We start from the raw sequence: 16,783 nt of genomic DNA, 5'->3' as shown, positions 1-16,783 counted from the left end.
ATGATTAGCCGCCGACGTGGACAGAGCGGTAGTTGCCATCGTCGGGGTAGAACCCCAGGAATTTGAGTCGTGTCTTGCCGGTGCGCACACCAGGGTAAAAGAACACCGTGGGTACATGGAATTTGCCTTGCAACTTGCCTTCGATGACACCGATGCGTGTGTAGGGATGCAACGCCTCAAGATCGGTGACCAGCAAAATGGCCTTAGGCTTGCCTTCAAGTTCGGCCAGCTTGGCTTCAATGCGTGCCTGCAACGCGCCATTACTGATGGCATTAGCGAGCGACGCATTGGTCTTGCCCCATGCCAGGGGGGCTTTCTGATCGGCCGCGAGCCAGATCTTGCGAAGCGGTGCCTTCTCGATAATGTCTGCAACATGCTCGGCGATCGAAAAGGTTTCGACTTCCCAGCCTTCGTTACGCAGTCGGTGCACCCACGCAGGTGTTTCGCGCTTCACATTGAGGATCTGATTTGGCGGAAAAACCAAATAGAAAATGGGCTCGAAGCTGGCATGGCCAAACTCGCGCCCCTGCTTAATTCGCTCCATCAACTCATTGAAATCAGCTTTGAGCGATGACATCGATCAGTTCCTCCATGTTTTTATAGGTCCAACCGATATGCACGACATCGGAAGCGGCCTGAAATATGAGCAGGCCTTGTAATGACAAACGTTTCAATTGGTCTCGGACGTCGGTACGTTCCAGTCCAAAGAGATCCCAGTCGGAGCTTGAAACAATTTGGTTGTCACCAAGACCACTGAACTTCAAGTCGTAGGCCAAGTAGGCGGCGACCTTTGGCAAGATGCGATAAGCAGCAATCGAGCGCTGGTTACGGCCTGTGGTTGTCAGCAGTCCATAGTCGGCGCAGCAGCCCATCAAATACGATGAGATGCGCTTGATCGTGGTCTCAGACCATGGCTTTTGCGTTTTTCCTTCGCGCACGCTGTTAGCAACAAAGGTGCGTGCGTCCTCCAGCTGGAGGTCATTTCGCCCTGCTGAATAGCGCGCCCAGTAAACTTCTCGAACGAAGTCTGCCAATACAAGATTGGCTCGCGCGGTATAGATAAAGAGCAGTTGATTGAGCTCGGCGGTCGTAAAACGATCAACCAGGGACTTGAGGCGCGCGGCAACGCAGGGGTCGCGCATGTAGCGTGGGGCAAAGCACTCGGCAACAATATTGCGTAGGCGCCTTGCCGTTACCAAAGGGAAACGACCCGATGCCAGCGCGGCCTCATAAAGCTGGGACGCACTCATGCTAGATTGATAAACCTGGAGCAGTTGCCTTGTTTCTTCTAAGAGCCCAAGCCCGGCTTGTAGCTGAGTGGTGTAGTAGCGCTGCTGACTCACTCAACCTCCCGAACGTAGGGGAACGTCTGAATTCCAGAGGTTAGGGCTGCACAATAAAAGCCCGCAGCACGTTCTAGCTCGGTTTGTAGATCTTGACTCATCTGGCCCAGCGAAATGGGGCCTGGCGATGCGGACTCTGGTTTTTCCGCCAATTCAGCCAGGCGCACCATCGCCAGCTCACGACTTGCCAATCTGCCTTGCAAGATTTGCACGAAAGCGGTGTCGTTGAGCGCATCAGCAGATGCTTGCTCGAGCCCGATCGGCAAACGAAATAGGTGATAGATACGGCCAACACCAATGACCTCGTCGTGAACCTTAGCTGCCGCCGCAGTTGCCCCCTGGTATTGGGCAAGAAATAGAGATCGGTTGAATATTGGAGCCAAAAAAGCAGACGCTGTAGCGCCAAAGAACTCGCTGCCCCACCAATTAGCCTGGCCCTTTTCCCCCAGGTAACCAATCAGTATCCGGAGCTCTGCGATTGTTTTTGCGATGGTATTCATAAAAGTCCTAAATCTTTTTTCCAGTTGGGCAGCTAGGCATACAGTTAGTAATTTGGCTTCGCCTCGTCCAGACGGGGTTCTTTGTAGCCTGGAGCCAAAACAGCATTCTTGACACCGTATAGCGCCAACTGGTCCTTCAGCCAAAGCCGGTACTCATGCCCACGCAGACTATGGTCTGGCGAGCAGTCCACGCTCCATTGCCTTAGGATGTATCCGGCAGTGGCGGCACGCAGCTTCATGCGTAGTGCCCCTCCATCCATCCCGTAGTCCATTTCGGTTATTTCTGGACGCGGCTGGCTCGGATGCGGCACCAGCTCTAACTCGACGATTCGGGTCCACTGAATGTCTTGATCGCTCATCTCCTGAGGAGCCACGGGCTGACCATTAAGCACCACTGGGCGCCTTATCCGAGTAATGACGAAGTCACGGAATTCTTTTGACTTTCGATCGAACGCGCGAACGTGCCAGCGAAAACCTGTATCGATCAAAGCAAAAGGCACGATCTCGCGTTTCGACTTGCCACTGGAAATCGAGTGGTATTCAACGACCAAGGGACAGCAGTGATGGATGGCGCGCGTCACACTCGCCAGCACATCCAAATCAGGGTTCGTCAGCCTAGAAGGAATTTCACTAGGCACCCAAGTTTTGAACTTAAGCGGCTCGCCATCACCGAAGGCCTGTGTCAGCCACGACATAACTCTTTCTGCTGGGTAATCGAACAGCGAACGGAAGTCAGCTCCAAGGACATAGGTCTTGGCTTTGGAGTCATAGTCGATATTGCCGGAGGCTAGCTCCCTATACAGCGCAAGATCCCGGGTCGCCGCAGCGGACTGGATGGCAAAGCGATCCACCAGATCCTGCCTCCGAATCTCCCCGACGAAACGTATACGCAGCTCGATAAAGGCTAGGCGGTCACGCTGTGGCTGAGCGAGTTCTGCAAGAGAGCTTATGGGCGTCATATGAATTAGCGGCACGTAATTTGACTAGTTAACGGATATTATTGTACGCCTTAGACGCACGTCCATATTTGTATTTTACAAATATGATGGTACTCATTTTGATTACCTAATCACCCGTATATTAGAACATGCACGCCGCGCCTGCTCGCGACGATTCGGTATTTTAGAGATGCCGCCCAGACACTGCACATCGAGCCCTGGCGGTGTCCTGCTAGAATCCGACCTGCCAGCAACCACTCACAAACGAAGGTATTGCTCAGCCAAGTCGGGCATGTCGGTACCCACTCTTCTCCTTGTAAGGCCAGATATCTGATTTATCCCCTGCTGGTGCCGAATCCACGCTGACGATCCCCGTAGGACTTCGTAGCCTCCTTGCATAGGTAGCTGGCTCTCCGGAACAACTCTGGCAGCTCATCAATCTTGCCGTCGGGGACGTCCCGGTAGATTCGATATGTGGCATTGTCAGTGATATGCACCAGCCCACGTACCTGATCGACTGATAGCTGCAAAGCACTAGCCCAAGCTTCCTGCAGGCGCGTCACGAGATTTCGATTCGTAGATTGCAACCGGCCTGGCCTGTGATAGGCATCATGATTGAGCAGAAACACCAAGTGGTAGTGCGGCTGTCCTCTCTGTCCGACCTCCCTCGCCCAGGCATAGCGAACCTTGCAACCACGAGCATCCTGCTTTTGCTCACGCAGCTGGCTGCGGTGGTAGTCAATCTTGGCGCAGAAGGACTCGATAAACCTGCTGATGTTCTTGTTGGTGTTAGCGGACAGATCTATCTCCCTCGGCAGATGAAGGTCCACCCGGAATGCCATGACCCTAGGATATTGAGTCAGAGCCCGCTGGATAACGCTCAGGAGACTGAATAGGTACTCCTCTACATACGGCCCCTTGTCGACCATCAAGGGCAGGCCGCCGTAGGTAGGCCCGTACTGCAGATGGAGGTTGGTGTTGCCTGGATGACGACGCGGACGGTGGCTCGTGTTATCGGAATGACGAAGCATGGGTATGATTCCTGGTTGAGTCTCATACCGATGTTCATCAGGTGTATTTTTTTACACTCGACTGGCTGCCTAACGCTCTCCGACTGGATGTCCTGGTTAGTGCTTGCAGCTCATACCTAAGCAACCCTGCGAACCCTATGGGTAGGAGAAGCTATTAAAAGCATAATACTCGTGCCGCAAATGATGCTCTCGACTGCATGGTGATCGCGGGAGGTTTTTTCACGGCCACTCCGTGAATTTCTTCAGGGCATCTACTCCGGAAATAAACCATCGCTTTGCTCGGCCTTCCGGGGCGTCCAACGTGCGACTCCAGCCTACCCAGCATAAGCGCCATGACCAGCCATAACTGGTCATGGCGCTTATGCTGGTTTCTAACTGGCCATGCTTAGGTGACCGGTGGACCGCACTGCAGAGCTCTCGGTCAGATCACGCTCTTCAATCCTTGCCAAGATCCAATCGTGCACCTCGCTCTCGACCCAGCCAACGCAGCGGTCGCCCAGAGATACCGGTTTCGGGAAGGTGCCCTCCGCGATGTATTTGTAGATGGTCGACCGGGCAAGTCCTGTCGAGTCGATGACTTCTTTCAGACGGATGATTCGCATGAGCAGGCTCCTCTGTGGCTCAGAGGATGTGCAGGGGACGTATAAAAAAACCGCGCAAAGACCGCGATTCAGTCCGCGCCCCAATAGAGCTGGGGAAATACATGCCCCACCTCATGTCCGTTAAAATCAAATAAAGAAGTAATTTAAATAGTCTGCTATTTTCGCTACTTGCTAGCAGAAATAGCGGGTAAAAATGATCAATACACATAAAGACAAATCTGAATCCATTGGCAGTGAACCAATTACCTACCAGAACGGCTGGCCCTGTTTCCGCGAGCACAGCTTGGTAGAGGCCGCTGTAACTGAGGCAGCCCGAGAGCTGCAGATTTCCCGTGAAATGGCAATGATGTGCGCCTTCGGGGCCATGGCCACCGCTTGCCAGAAACTTATTGATATACGAATGCCAACCGGACACCAAGTGCCAACCTCACTGATGCTGCTGACCATCGCGGACTCCGGTGAACGCAAGACCACTACACAGAACAATTTTTTCGAGGCGATCAACGACCTGAATGATGCAGCGCATCGCGCCAACGAGGTCGCCTTAGTGGAGCATCGGGTCGAACAGCAACTATGGAGCACGCGCAAGAGACACCTGGAGCGTATGTACAGCAAATACGCAGCCCAAGACGACGCCGCCGCCACGCACGCAGCCCTGAAGACTGTCGCTGAGCATGTCAGAGCTGAACCGCAACCCGCCCGCTCGGGCAAGTTCCTCTATGAAGACACCACCCCGCAGGCCCTAGTGCAGATGCTTTACGAACACACGCCCAGCGGCTGTCTGCTGACTAGCGAAGCCAACAGTATTTTCAGCGGCAAGGCCTTGGGTGAGCTCGACAAACTCAATACTCTCTGGGATGGCAGCAGCGTTATCGTCGATCGCATTTCCAGAGAAGGCTTCATTCTCCAAAATGCCCGTCTCACCTTGTCACTAATGGCACAACCGAGCGTGATCGCCCGCTTCATGGGCAGGCGCGGCGAGGAGGCTCGCGGCACGGGCTTTCTCGCCCGCTTCCTAGTCGCCAAGCCCCGCTCAATGGCTGGCCAGCGTACCGATCAAAAGCTATCTGAACTGCCTCGCCTACAGGCCTTCAATGCCCGCATCCGCGAGTGCTTGGCCCCCTCCGTTTCGCCTGATCGCCAAGTACTACGTTTCTCGGAGCCGGCCGCAAATCTCTGGTACCAGTACAGTCGGCATCTCGAACAACAAATGCAGGAAAACGGCCTATACCACTACGCTAAGGATCACGCTTCCAAGCTGCTGGAAAACGCGAGTCGTCTGGCGGCCATCCTGCATACGTTCGAGCGCACCTCAGACAGCAATACCGAGATCGACTACCTCACGCTGGAGTTCTGCTGGAAGTTCGCTCAGAACTGCTCAAAGCACTTCATCGAGCACTTGGCCAACGAGCCGCAGCTCGTGACGGATGCGAACCAACTGGCACACTACCTACTGAAAACCGCCCACAAAGAAAACCCTCTCACAGACAGACCTACAAACAGGAACAGAAACGACTCCTCACCCAACACGCGCCTCTCATCGACGCCACCTGACGATTTGATGACCGGGCAACGAACCACTTTCACACTAACCCAGGTGAAACAGTACGGCCCCAGCAGTCTCAGGGGACGGGCCAATACCGAGCGTTTGGAGGCAGCCATCGAGCTGCTGACCAAGCTGGGGCATATCGCCAAGGAAGGAGGCCGCTACCGGTTCCAAGAATCGATCCTCCTCAAAAGAGGAGAGCCCGAACTGAAGAACGGCGAAACGCTCACGATCAAAGAGCTTCCTCTGTTCAGCGAACATGAGTATTGGAAGCCTGAGGTAAGGAATGGGTTTGGGCCTCAGCCGAGCTACCTCATCAAAGTCCGCGATTAACGGGTAAGCTGTAGCTGCAAAACATCCCCCTCGCTGAGCGCAAGAGAACCAGAACACAGACTGGGAGCTCCATGCGCAAGCCGGCACAACAATGGGAAATCGCGCGCGATTGTCACGGTTATGCACGGGATCAAAAAAATCAAAACTATAAGTTATGTTATAACATATAAATAATGACAGGCTTGGCGAAAACGGATCTGGCCTTCAGATAGCACTTTGCATCAAATAGGGGCCGCCCCTATGAAAAATGGCTACCGGGTCCGACTCGAGCGGCGGAAAGAGTAAGCGCCGACCTCAGCGGAAGCCGCACGCCCTGAGGAAGATATTTACGCGAGAAGAAATGCCGACGCTAACCCACGACGAAGATGCTAATGCAGCTACGCTAAATGTGGTCGATCCAGAAGGTCATTGATACCGTCGTAGAGAAGCATTATGAGTCCAAGGTCTATCCAGGCCAGTCAGCCCCAGCGGTCTGACCGGAAGGAATACAGCTGCAAGTCACCGAGAAATTAAATGACAAAATCTCGGAGGGCTACTTACCTGCTCGGCCTCAGCGCTTCACTTCGGCTAACGCCTGATAAGTAGCAGAGATGCGGTATAGCAATCGCACCCTATCAAGACGCCCCAAGGTACCAAGCAAATGTCATTGGCATTCCAAATGGCATTCCAGATAAAAAAACAAACCAGGTATTTTATTTAAAATCAACAACTTAATTTATCTGTTCAGATTACCCCGGCTCTAAAAACGTCCATGGACGTCTTTTTTTTGTGCCTGAAACCCAGCGAAATCAAGAGTCTCAGCGATTCCGAGGTGTTTTGGCATCCGCCGAGTTCTGACTGTTCAGGTATTCCAAGCCCGCCGGGACTAATCTCTGGAATACCAAACAGCGCCTGAGGTAGATCTCATCCCTGCTCCAGCCCTGCGACGATCCGACCGACAACTGAAGGGAGCCAAACCGGAGTCCAAGGATTACGTCCTCACAGATGACGACGGGTTGCAGCTCCGCGTACGCAGCAACGGCCCAGCAATCATCCATTTCCATTCGAAATCAGACCATAATCAGGAAACGCTGAAGTCCTCTTAGTTGTAGCGAGCCAGATAGCCGTCCAATGCAACCACCTGATCTTTCGTGAAGACCCCTGCCAGATAGCCATCCGGCCTGACCAACACGGCGGAGCCTTCAGCGAGGCCGTAAAACTGGGCGAATTGACCCAGGTAATCTTCGATTTCCGAGCCGGGCCCGATGCCGTGGATATGCAAGCCCGCGCTTGGCGCGAAGTTCGAGGGACCATTGGCTAACAAGGTCCAATGTGTGCCCTTGAACAGGTTGAACAAGCGCGTTGGGCTGCCGCCTGCGCCTCGCACGACGGCATCAGGTGCACGATCGCCTGGCGCGAGCCCGCTGTCAGTGGCCTGCGACGGGAGCGATAGCGGCGAGTGGGGATAACCGATATCCAGCTGCTGGACCTCACGGGTCCGCCTGTTGTCCCCGGTCTTGAAGCTTGCAAGCAGGCGCGTGGACAGCCCGAGCACGTCTGCGGCCACCGGGCGGCGCTCAGCTTCGTAGGTGTCCAGTAGAGCCTCTGGTGCGCCGGCCAATACGGCCGCCAGCTTCCAGCCCAGGTTGTAAGCGTCCTGGACGCTGGTGTTGAGGCCTTGTCCACCGGTAGGCGGATGGACATGCGCCGCATCGCCGACCAGGAACACCGGGCCATCCCGGTAACGATCGGCAAGCCTGGCATTCATGCTGTAGATGGATGACCAGGCGACCGAATGGACCATGATGTCCGTGCGCCCCGTGTGCAGGGCAACGCGTTCGGTCAGCGCAGCCGCGCAGAGATCTATATCGCCCTCCAAGGGAACAGGGGCCTGGATCTGGAACAGGTCTGTGCCCGCCAACGGGCAGATAGCCAATGGGCCTGAGCCCCCACCATCAAACTGGTGCCACACGTCGCGCGGCAGTCCATCCAATATGACATCGGCCACGATTGCCCGTACGCCCAGGGTCTTGCCCGGAAAGCCAATCCCCAAGGTGTTGCGCACGAAGCTGCGCCCGCCATCGGCACCCACCAGGTATCGGGTATGGAGGGTCTGTTCTCCATCCGGGGTTGCGAGTACGGCTTTGACTCCGTCGGCGCTGACCAGCGTCCCGGTTAGCTCGACACCAAACTCTGGCGCATGCCCCAGTTCGATCAAGCGCTCGCGCAAGACTGCTTCGGTCTTGAATTGAGGAATCATCAAAGGCAGGCAATAGGGCTCGGCAGGTGTGGGCTCGGCAACGTTCGTCACGTCTTGGTCCACGTGACTACCATCGGGCGCGTATTTGCGAATAGTCGGGTAGATACCGCCTGCGGCCATGATCCGGTCCAGGATCCCGAGATCTTCGAAGACCTCCTGGGTGCGGGGCTGAATGCCTTTGCCGCGCGAGCCCAAGAAGGGCGAGGAAAGCTTTTCGATGAGGGCAAAGCGCACCCCTCGCCGCGCCAGGTCAATCGCTAAGGTAAGGCCCGCGGCACCGGCACCACAAATCAGGACGTCAACGGGCTTACGCATATCACCTCTCCCAAGAATGTGTAAGATGCACATATCAGGAGAGCAGCTTATGACCGTCGAAAATAAAGTGCAAGATACACATATATCGGCGCAGATGAAGGATCTGCATCGGTCCTTGATCTCGATCGTGAGCGTGATGAACCGGCCTAGGAACGACGAGCGACTCATCGCGGAAGCTGGTGTACACCTGGACCAGGCGCTCTTTCGCCTGCTGGTGGTAATCGAGCGGGTGGGGCCGATTGGTGTCGTGGATCTGGCAGGTCGCCTAGGCAGGGACTATACGACCATCAGCCGTCAGGTCTCCAAGCTTGAACACATGGAGTTAGTGATCCGGCATGAGAACTCGGAAGATCGACGGATGCGCGAGGCGGTGGTGTCCGCGAAGGGCAAGGCGATCACCGACCAGATAGACCAAGCGCGCGAGCGCCTGGCACGAGGAATCTTTCAGGACTGGGCTGCCGAGGACATCACCGACCTGGTGCGTCTGATGCGTAAATTTGCCAAGGCCCTGGAACAGGGCACAGGGGCTGGTTAGCTCGGCAACTTTCGCGGGATCAGCCACCATGGAGCGGCCACAATAACCACCCTACCCCTAATGCGAAGAAACATACCCCGACGCCGCCACCCCCTCCGGCAACGCATAAATCGCCCTCATCCATTCCACCTCGGCCTGTGGCGTCCGGCCAAACATCCGCTTGAACTCGCGGCTGAATTGCGAGGCGCTTTCATAGCCGACACTGAACGCCGCCGTCGAGGCGTTCATGGTGTTGCGCAGCATCAATAATCGCGCCTGGTGCAGGCGGGTCGATTTCAGGTACTGCATGGGTGATGCGCCCGTCACGTTGCGAAAATGCAGGTGAAAGTTGGGGACGCTCATGCCGGCTTCCTGGGCCAGGGTTTCGACGTACAGATGCTCGTGATAGCAACTGTGGATCTTGCGTATCGCCCGGGTGATCTTGCCGAAATGTCCCCGCCGACTGAGGGCGGCGCGCATCGAGCCGCCCTGTTCGCCGGTCAGGATTCGATAGTAGATTTCCCTCATCAGAGAAGGGCCCAATATTTGCGCCTCGCCCGGACGCCCATCGCCTCCAGGAAGCGCAGCGTCGAGGCGCGCAGCGGCTCATCCATGGGCGAGGCGTACATGCCTTTGGGCTGGGCGTCGCTGGGGCCGTGGGTTTCGTCCACTTGCAACATGAGTTCGCTGGCCAGTTGCAAGTCGAGGCGCATGTAGACCGCCAGCATGGGTTCCGAGGCGCTGGCGGCGGTCTCCATGGTGAATGGAACGGGGACAGAGACCATCAGGTAATGCTGGGCGTCATAGACATAGACGTCATCGCCCAGATAACCGCGCTTGCGCCCCTGGCAGAGGATCACGATGCCGGGTTCATACAGCACCGGCGTGCGCGTCAGGGGGCGGTTCGAACGCAGGAAGCGGACGTCGTCCAGCGCGCTGAGGTTGTAGCCTTCCACCGGTGCGAGCTGTTCCATCAACTGCACCATGCGCGCAGCGGCCTGAGTCATCGACGTCCCCTTTTGCGGGCCGTTCAACTGTCAGTCGAACGGGTCAGCGCTTCCCATTGATCAATCTCACTGGCGGCACGACTCAGCTTCTCCCGCACCAGCTTCAGCGCATCACTGCCCAACAGCAAATGCGCGGGTGGCGTCGGGCTGGCAATGATCTGCAGCATGGCCTGCGCCGCTTTCCGCGGGTCGCCCAGTTGTTTGCCGCTTTTCTCCACGCGCGCTTTACGTATCGGATCGAAACTGGCGTCGTAGTCGGCAATGCTCCGCGCCGTGCGCTGCATCGAACGGCCGGCCCAGTCGGTGCGAAACGAGCCGGGCGCGACGGCCGTCACGAAGATGTTGAACGGTAGCAGCTCCTTGCTCAGCGTATCGGAGAGACCTTCGAGGGCAAACTTGCTCGCGCAGTAATAGGAGATGCCCGGCATGGTAATCGTGCCGCCCATGGAAGTGATATTGAGGATATGACCGGCACGGCGCTGGCGAAAATACGGCACGAAGGCCTTGGTCACCGCCACCGCGCCAAACACGTTGACGTCGAATTGACGACGCATTTCCTCCAGTGGCGACTCTTCGAAGACGCCTTCGTGGCCATAACCGGCATTATTGACCAGCACATCGACCGGGCCGTGGGCGGCCTCCGTCGCCGCCACAACGCTGTCGATCCGGTCGAACTCGGTGACGTCCAGGATGACGCCATGGGCACGCTCCGTCGACAGCGACTCGAAGGCCTGCAAGGCCGCCTCATTGCGCACGGTGCCGATGACACGGTGGCCTGCTGCAATTGCCTCTTGCGCGAGTGCGCTACCCAAGCCGCTGCTCACGCCGGTGATGAATAGGGTTTTGCGACTGGGCATGGTGAACTCCAATGGATGAACAGGTAGCCATGGTAGCGAGCGAAAAATGCCCCTCCTATGCCGGTTTGCCTTGGGGCATTGCCTATTCCTATCAGCGCGTCAGAGGCATCGCCGCCAGCGCCCTACCCTAGACTCACATGCCTCAGCCGAGGCTCCCGCGGGTATACTGGGCCCGCTTCACAAGCCCTGAAATCTCCCATTCAGTTCATGGATCGAATGAAAACATATCTTGCTGTTCCATTAGCAGTGACTCTCGCTTTTGCAATGACCGGTTGTGGCAGCCGCCAAGCGAGCGTTCAACCCTCTTCCATGCCAGTAGTTCCACTGGCGGCGGATGAGCATCATGCAAGCCTTACCTTCCGCACCCTCGGCGGCGCGGGTGATCACCCCGTCAGCTATTCGCTGGGTCCTGCCAACGCGGTCGAGTACGCCATGTCTTCCGCTGGCGAGCCCGTCTACGATGCAGGCTACTTCAAGCGCATACCGGGTTACCTGAAGAAAATGGCAGGTGGCACGGACAGCATCGATACGCTGGTAGAGGCCGAAAAGCCCCTGAAAGTGAGTGCGTCGGTGAAAAGGCAGATCGCTACCCTCAATGGCATACCCATGCATACGTTGTTCGGCTACGGCATAACACCACAGCCTGCTCCGCTGGTATTCACACCACGACCGCAAAAGAACTATCTCATTGAAACGGTGATCGCGGATTACTACATCATGAAGGTGTATGAAATTTCCGCGACGGGTGAGCGCAGAGAGGTCAGCGTGCCTGTGGGTACGAATTGAAATCTGACCCGAAAAAAAAGATACATAGGATAACGAAGACACATCCTGTCTTATCGAAGAAGCCGTTGCCTCTTACTCATAAAACCTGGTCTGTACTAACTTTTTGTAAAGGATAAATGTGATGTTTCCACGATATTTCCGCTGGATTTCAGCATTGGGTGTTCTCGCTGCCCTGGCGGCATTCATATTTTTCGGCCTTGGGGTGTTTACCGGTCAGGCGCCAGCGACGGATCTGATCAGACCCGTCATTGCCGTTATCGTGTTTGCTTGGGCTTTCACTCAGTCGACCAAGGCCTGAAAAAGCGGCAGACCACGTTTTTTATCGCAGAAATTGGGCAGGAGCGTGGTCTGCCTCTCACTCAAGCCTATTCAAGATGTTTCGACGCTTAGTTATCTGCGCGCCAGTCGACTAGACCTTAACGTGCTTGAGTTCATCCAACGTGAAACTAGAAAAAACCGCCCGGCAACATTTCAACGCTATCCTTTCTTTGGCGGATATGTTGAAAGCACGGATCCGAGCCTCCGGGGTATACCTAAACTATCCTCTAAGTGCCGTTTACGCTACCCCACCTCCTTCTCTATGTCTCCAACAAAGTCTTCAATAATTCGCCTATCTGAGTCATTTTTTGCAGAACGACGTAACACGGGGACTAGATAATAGAGTAACAATTCGCGCCTAGCAGCATCTTCCGGTAAAGCTTTCTTAACACAGCCGACCATAGAAGCTACAGACATGATAGATGCGAACGCCTCGTATCCTCGATAACCTGAAAAAGGCAGCTTTTTAAAGAAATGATTCGCCAAACGCTGCTGTTCAGATTTTTTCCATGATCGATGGGGTAGAAGCAAAATGGCCTCCCCCCATTCATCAGAGTCTATTGGATATGTATCAATCAACCAGTCGGCAGCTTGATCGGAGCTCATTCTTGAAAGCTGTTTACACAGTTCCGCCTGTCGTGCGTCCATACCAAACCTATTTAGGGTTAAAGAAATTTTGGGGCAGACCAGAGTTATCTTTCAACGAAGCAGGCGGCTTGTAATGCCCTGAGCTGTTATCCCACTTCGTTATAGTGCCTCGCTCTGGTCCTTGGTTGTTCCCGAAGCGAATAGAGCCCGCGTATTTAACGTCTTTACCACCACTAAGCCCAAGATGGGTTGAAAACCCTTCGTTGATATTCGGCCTACTAACTTTAATAGTCCCATCCGGCAACGTAACAAAATCATATGAGCCTGAGGGAGTAATTCTGCCGCCTGCTTGCCCTTGGAGCCAATACCGCCCTGACTCGTCCTGAACCAGAGTTCTTATTGGTCGCTGTGCGATAGCTGGATCAGACGGAAAAACGTTAGTAAGTGTGCCACGCTCAGTAAGATTCGGAACAGTCTGCACCTGTGGTTTACCGCCAGCGGCACCACGTCAGTTCAGGAGAGGGAAAACTTTCTGCGTAAAAAAGAGACGCATCTCACAGGACGCGTCCGAATGGCTTGGTTGATTCGCGCTATCCGCAATTTCCAGGCCTGCCGTTCAGACGGAGGAAGGCGCGTTGCCCAACGCCTGCACGACGGGCGGCACCGTGCGCTGTCGATTCGACAGCGGCTGCTCCAAGGCGCCTCGCCCATAAAACACCAGCGCCATCAACCAGCAGCTCAACCAGACAAAGATTCCCGCCCAGAAGGTATGGGACATGTAGTGCCAACCCTGCAGGACCCGCGTCGTGCCATAGACGAACCCCAAGGCCAACGCCCCATACATCACCGCTTTGGAATGACGCCAGCGATAACGACGGGCGACGAAGTACAGCGCCAGCAGGGTGAAGCCGCCGGACGCATGGCCACCCGGCCAGCAGCGCCCCTCACCGGCCACTTTCAGCAGGTCGAAATTCCGGAACCATTCCTTGTGCTCGATCTTGCCGGCGTATTGGCTGGTTTCCACCGGGCAGTACACGCTGGTATGGCCCTTGAGGTAATGGATAACCCCGGTACTGAGCGAAAAGGCGAAGACAACGTAGAGGAAATCGCGCCGGTGTTTGTAGGCAAAACGTAGCGGTTTCGCCAGCCGGGTTCTGTCCAGTACGCGAAGTAGCCCAGGGCGCTTTTCCGGTTTCAACAGCGGCCAGAAAAACGACAGCACGGCGCCGATTATGGCCGCCTCCCCCGTCCAGTTCGGAATGGCCCTGGCCCATTTGTGCGTGATTTGCTCGAACAGCCGCACATGCCCCAACGGAAAGACCTGGTGCAACGGGTCATAGAAAAGATTGCTGATGGCGATGTCGATACGGGTCAGATCGAAAAGCAGGAACACCATGGCGGCAACGGCCAAGGGAATTCCGAGGTTGAGCCCGTAGAAACGGGCGCGGGCAGACGTCAGCATGAGCGGTCCTGGTCGTGGGAAGAATTACTGGAATGTCACCGAGCGCCAGTCAGGGGCTTCGATAAAACCGAGCACTCGTGGCGCTTGTGGCTGAGCGCTGGAAACGAACAACGAAGCCCCATAGCCGAACGAGGAAGTCGGGCGCAGAAGCGCGGTTTCCATCGCCTGCATGCATTCGCTGTGGGTAACCAGGATCAGGTTGCGACCGGCCACTTTGTGGGCCAGGGCATTGCGCAGCAGGTCATGTCGGCAGTCGAACAGCCAATCGTCACCGGCGCTCACCTTGTTGAACATGTAGCCCGCCGTCTGCGCGGTGCGCACCCGTGGGCTGTTGTAAAGGTCGACGTGGTCCAGGCCCAGTTGTTCGAACCGAGCCCCGAGCCCCACCGCAACGGCACGGGCGCGGTCGGTGATGCCTTCGCGGTCACCCAGGCAAGCAGCCTTGGAGTGGTCGCAGCGCTCGACATGGCGCACCAGCACGATCATTTCGCCCTTGGCCCAGCCATCGGCCAGGGCCCGGGCGCCGGCGACGTTGCCATGGGCCAGGTCCGGCACCGCTGCCGGGCCGAGTAGCCACAGGACCAACGGGACAGCCAGCAGCGCCGAGGCGAGCACGACCACGGTGTTTTGGTAACGGGCAAAACGGCGCCTATCGATCGAGCGCGTCAGGCCGAAAAGACTCAGTCTCAGTTCCACATCAAGCCGCCCCGACGGCATCCACCCAGTGATTCGATGGCGCGACAGTAGAGAGGCCGACGTAGGCAGGCAGTGAAAGCGATGTGAAAAAAAACTTCGGATTCAACGATCGCGCCGCTCACAGCGCTCGATCAGTTACCTCCCCATCCACCAGCCGCCGAATCCCTAGCGGATTGCCGTTCTGCAATGCCTGGGGCAACAACGCATCCGGGTAATTCTGGAAACACACCGGCCGCAGGAAACGATCGATGGCCAACGTGCCCACCGACGTTCCCCGTGAATCGGATGTTGCCGGATACGGTCCGCCGTGCACCATCGCCTCGCACACCTCCACCCCGGTCGGATAACCGTTGAGCAGGATCCGCCCGACTTTTTCCTGCAGTACTTCTGTCAGCCAACGGTACTCCAGTAATTCATCAGCCTCACCGATCAACGTCGCCGTCAACTGTCCGCGCAGGCCGTGCAGCGCCGCCGCCAACTGTGTCCGATTCTCCACTTCGATGACGATGGTGGTCGGCCCGAACACTTCTTCCTGAAGCAACGCATCGCCCTTGAGCAACAGGCTGACATCGGCCTTGAACACCTGCGGCTGCGCCTGGTTGCCCTGTTGCGTTTTGCCCGCCAGGTGCGTCAGGCCCGGATGCTCGTACAGCTCACCGAGGCTGCGGCTGTAACTGGCCAAGGTGCCCGGGTTGAGCATGGTTTGTGGCGGTTGCTGGTTCATGCTCGCGCAGAAGCTTTCCAGGAACAGGCTGAACTGCGGCGAGCGCAGGCCAATGACCAAACCCGGATTCGTACAGAACTGACCGCACCCCAACGTCACCGAACCGGCCAACTGCGCCGCGATCTGCTCGCCGCGTACCGCCAACGCTTCGGGCAGCAGGAACACCGGATTGATGCTCGACATTTCGGCGAACACCGGAATCGGCTGTGGCCGGGTGGCGGCCATGTGGCTCAAGGCGTTGCCACCCTTAAGCGAACCGGTGAAGCCCACCGCCTGAATGGCCGGATGCTTGACCAGCCATTCACCGACACCCCCGCCATAAATCATGTTGAACACGCCGGCCGGCATTTCAGTCCGTTCAGCGGCACGGATGACCGCGTCCGCCACCCACTCGGCAGTCGCCATGTGGCCACTGTGGGCCTTGAACACCACCGGGCACCCCGCTGCCAGCGCCGAAGCGGTGTCACCGCCGGCCGTGGAAAAGGCCAGCGGAAAGTTGCTGGCGCCAAACACCGCCACCGGCCCCAGGGCGATGCGGTATTGACGCAGATCCGGACGTGGCAGTGGCTGGCGATCGGGCAATGCGCGGTCAATCCGCGCACCGTAGAAGTCGCCACGACGCAGCACGCTTGCAAACAGACGCAACTGGCTGCTGGTGCGACCGCGCTCCCCTTGAATGCGCCCGGCAGGCAATGCGGTTTCGCGGCACACGGTAGCGATGAAGTCATCGCCCAGCGCGTCGATTTCCTCGGCGATTGCATCGAGAAACGAAGCGCGTTTTTCCGCGCTCAGGTTGCGGTAAACCGGGTAAACCGCAGCAGCGGCCTTGGCGGCGGCATCCACTTCGGCTTCGGATGCCTGGAAGAAGGTGCCGGGCAAGGGCTCGCCGGTGCTCGCATCGAAGCTTTGCAGTTGCAGGGTGCCGTTGGCGCTGCGACGGCCGCCGATGTAGTTGTATCCCTGTGGCAATGTCATGAGGGCATT

The 16,783-nt window shown here is 56.7% G+C and carries 16 protein-coding genes and 2 pseudogenes; 5 read left to right on the top strand and 13 right to left on the bottom strand.

Going from position 1 to position 16,783, the window contains the following annotated elements; genetic code table 11:
- Positions 1–4: 4 nt before the first annotated feature.
- The 6 genes from J3P86_RS03475 to J3P86_RS03450 form a co-directional block, all read right to left on the bottom strand.
- Complete coding sequence (locus J3P86_RS03475) at positions 5–577, bottom strand: BREX protein BrxB domain-containing protein (protein WP_434699436.1); 573 nt, start codon at positions 575–577, stop codon at positions 5–7.
- On the bottom strand, positions 558–1,343 hold the full coding sequence (locus J3P86_RS03470) for a BrxA family protein (protein ID WP_434699434.1): 786 nt from the start codon (positions 1,341–1,343) through the stop codon (positions 558–560). Before J3P86_RS03470 ends, J3P86_RS03475 begins: the two co-directional genes overlap by 20 nt.
- A complete protein-coding gene (locus J3P86_RS03465; RefSeq protein ID WP_434699432.1) occupies positions 1,340–1,843 on the bottom strand; it encodes a BrxE family protein in 504 nt (167 codons plus the stop codon). Before J3P86_RS03465 ends, J3P86_RS03470 begins: the two co-directional genes overlap by 4 nt.
- 44 nt (positions 1,844–1,887) lie before the next feature.
- Entirely contained in the window at positions 1,888–2,802 is a 915-nt protein-coding gene (locus tag J3P86_RS03460; RefSeq protein ID WP_434699430.1) for a WYL domain-containing protein, read from the bottom strand.
- Between the two features lie 314 nt (positions 2,803–3,116).
- Entirely contained in the window at positions 3,117–3,812 is a 696-nt protein-coding gene (locus J3P86_RS03455) for an inovirus Gp2 family protein (RefSeq protein ID WP_434699428.1), read from the bottom strand.
- A gap of 371 nt (positions 3,813–4,183) precedes the next feature.
- On the bottom strand, positions 4,184–4,414 hold the full coding sequence (locus J3P86_RS03450) for a helix-turn-helix transcriptional regulator (RefSeq protein ID WP_058409978.1): 231 nt from the start codon (positions 4,412–4,414) through the stop codon (positions 4,184–4,186).
- A gap of 193 nt (positions 4,415–4,607) precedes the next feature.
- On the opposite strand from J3P86_RS03450, the gene J3P86_RS03445 reads away from it, so the two are divergent.
- On the top strand, positions 4,608–6,293 hold the full coding sequence (locus J3P86_RS03445; protein WP_434699425.1) for a YfjI family protein: 1,686 nt from the start codon (positions 4,608–4,610) through the stop codon (positions 6,291–6,293).
- A 905-nt stretch (positions 6,294–7,198) separates the two neighbouring features.
- A pseudogene (locus J3P86_RS03440) lies at positions 7,199–7,336 on the top strand (integrase); the annotation flags it as partial.
- A gap of 38 nt (positions 7,337–7,374) precedes the next feature.
- Here J3P86_RS03440 and J3P86_RS03435 read toward each other — a convergent pair.
- A complete protein-coding gene (locus J3P86_RS03435; protein WP_434699423.1) occupies positions 7,375–8,847 on the bottom strand; it encodes an FAD-dependent oxidoreductase in 1,473 nt (490 codons plus the stop codon).
- Between the two features lie 49 nt (positions 8,848–8,896).
- Here J3P86_RS03435 and J3P86_RS03430 point away from each other — a divergent pair, with 49 nt between their 5' ends.
- Positions 8,897–9,382 carry a MarR family winged helix-turn-helix transcriptional regulator gene (locus J3P86_RS03430; protein ID WP_434626251.1) on the top strand — a complete coding sequence of 162 codons (486 nt, stop codon included), beginning with the start codon at positions 8,897–8,899 and terminating at the stop codon, positions 9,380–9,382.
- A gap of 57 nt (positions 9,383–9,439) precedes the next feature.
- Here the strand turns inward: J3P86_RS03430 and J3P86_RS03425 are convergent.
- Together J3P86_RS03425 and J3P86_RS03420 are read right to left on the bottom strand one after the other, a co-directional pair.
- Positions 9,440–10,368 (bottom strand): annotated as a pseudogene (locus tag J3P86_RS03425) (AraC family transcriptional regulator N-terminal domain-containing protein).
- 23 nt (positions 10,369–10,391) lie between these two features.
- Positions 10,392–11,225 carry an oxidoreductase gene (locus J3P86_RS03420; protein WP_434699421.1) on the bottom strand — a complete coding sequence of 278 codons (834 nt, stop codon included), beginning with the start codon at positions 11,223–11,225 and terminating at the stop codon, positions 10,392–10,394.
- 216 nt (positions 11,226–11,441) lie between these two features.
- On the opposite strand from J3P86_RS03420, the gene J3P86_RS03415 reads away from it, so the two are divergent.
- Both J3P86_RS03415 and J3P86_RS03410 read left to right on the top strand, forming a co-directional pair.
- Positions 11,442–12,011: a hypothetical protein gene (locus tag J3P86_RS03415; RefSeq protein WP_434626254.1), complete on the top strand. Its 570-nt coding sequence runs from the start codon at positions 11,442–11,444 to the stop codon at positions 12,009–12,011.
- Positions 12,012–12,132: 121 nt separating this feature from the next.
- Positions 12,133–12,309: a hypothetical protein gene (locus J3P86_RS03410; RefSeq protein WP_434626255.1), complete on the top strand. Its 177-nt coding sequence runs from the start codon at positions 12,133–12,135 to the stop codon at positions 12,307–12,309.
- Between the two features lie 263 nt (positions 12,310–12,572).
- Here the strand turns inward: J3P86_RS03410 and J3P86_RS03405 are convergent, their stop codons facing one another.
- The 4 genes from J3P86_RS03405 to J3P86_RS03390 form a co-directional block, all read right to left on the bottom strand.
- Entirely contained in the window at positions 12,573–12,977 is a 405-nt protein-coding gene (locus J3P86_RS03405) for a hypothetical protein (RefSeq protein WP_434626256.1), read from the bottom strand.
- Between the two features lie 556 nt (positions 12,978–13,533).
- Positions 13,534–14,379, bottom strand: coding sequence for a phosphatase PAP2 family protein (locus tag J3P86_RS03400; RefSeq protein WP_434626258.1), 846 nt, complete (start codon positions 14,377–14,379; stop codon positions 13,534–13,536).
- Between the two features lie 24 nt (positions 14,380–14,403).
- The gene (locus J3P86_RS03395; RefSeq protein WP_434699420.1) at positions 14,404–15,075 is read right to left on the bottom strand and encodes a histidine phosphatase family protein; all 672 of its coding nucleotides are present in this window, start codon (positions 15,073–15,075) and stop codon (positions 14,404–14,406) included.
- Between the two features lie 118 nt (positions 15,076–15,193).
- On the bottom strand, positions 15,194–16,774 hold the full coding sequence (locus J3P86_RS03390) for an aldehyde dehydrogenase (NADP(+)) (RefSeq protein WP_434626260.1): 1,581 nt from the start codon (positions 16,772–16,774) through the stop codon (positions 15,194–15,196).
- Between the last annotated feature and the right edge of the window lie 9 nt (positions 16,775–16,783).

The organism is Pseudomonas sp. D1-1 (genome assembly GCF_051132225.1).
In the GTDB taxonomy this organism is placed as follows: Bacteria; Pseudomonadota; Gammaproteobacteria; order Pseudomonadales; family Pseudomonadaceae; genus Aquipseudomonas.
Note: the sequence above shows the minus strand (reverse complement) of the source record. Positions and strands in the feature narration are given on the sequence as shown.

What these genes read in the sequence shown, in the direction of transcription:
- J3P86_RS03475 (WP_434699436.1), bottom strand. Translation starts at nt 577, where the DNA reads ATGTCATCGCTCAAAGCTGATTTCAATGAGTTGATGGAGCGAATTAAG.
- J3P86_RS03465 (WP_434699432.1), bottom strand. Translation starts at nt 1,843, where the DNA reads ATGAATACCATCGCAAAAACAATCGCAGAGCTCCGGATACTGATTGGT.
- J3P86_RS03460 (WP_434699430.1), bottom strand. Translation starts at nt 2,802, where the DNA reads ATGACGCCCATAAGCTCTCTTGCAGAACTCGCTCAGCCACAGCGTGAC.
- J3P86_RS03455 (WP_434699428.1), bottom strand. Translation starts at nt 3,812, where the DNA reads ATGCTTCGTCATTCCGATAACACGAGCCACCGTCCGCGTCGTCATCCA.
- J3P86_RS03450 (WP_058409978.1), bottom strand. Translation starts at nt 4,414, where the DNA reads ATGCGAATCATCCGTCTGAAAGAAGTCATCGACTCGACAGGACTTGCC.
- J3P86_RS03445 (WP_434699425.1), top strand. Translation starts at nt 4,608, where the DNA reads ATGATCAATACACATAAAGACAAATCTGAATCCATTGGCAGTGAACCA.
- J3P86_RS03435 (WP_434699423.1), bottom strand. Translation starts at nt 8,847, where the DNA reads ATGCGTAAGCCCGTTGACGTCCTGATTTGTGGTGCCGGTGCCGCGGGC.
- J3P86_RS03430 (WP_434626251.1), top strand. Translation starts at nt 8,897, where the DNA reads ATGACCGTCGAAAATAAAGTGCAAGATACACATATATCGGCGCAGATG.
- J3P86_RS03420 (WP_434699421.1), bottom strand. Translation starts at nt 11,225, where the DNA reads ATGCCCAGTCGCAAAACCCTATTCATCACCGGCGTGAGCAGCGGCTTG.
- J3P86_RS03415 (WP_434626254.1), top strand. Translation starts at nt 11,442, where the DNA reads ATGAAAACATATCTTGCTGTTCCATTAGCAGTGACTCTCGCTTTTGCA.
- J3P86_RS03410 (WP_434626255.1), top strand. Translation starts at nt 12,133, where the DNA reads ATGTTTCCACGATATTTCCGCTGGATTTCAGCATTGGGTGTTCTCGCT.
- J3P86_RS03405 (WP_434626256.1), bottom strand. Translation starts at nt 12,977, where the DNA reads ATGGACGCACGACAGGCGGAACTGTGTAAACAGCTTTCAAGAATGAGC.
- J3P86_RS03400 (WP_434626258.1), bottom strand. Translation starts at nt 14,379, where the DNA reads ATGCTGACGTCTGCCCGCGCCCGTTTCTACGGGCTCAACCTCGGAATT.
- J3P86_RS03390 (WP_434626260.1), bottom strand. Translation starts at nt 16,774, where the DNA reads ATGACATTGCCACAGGGATACAACTACATCGGCGGCCGTCGCAGCGCC.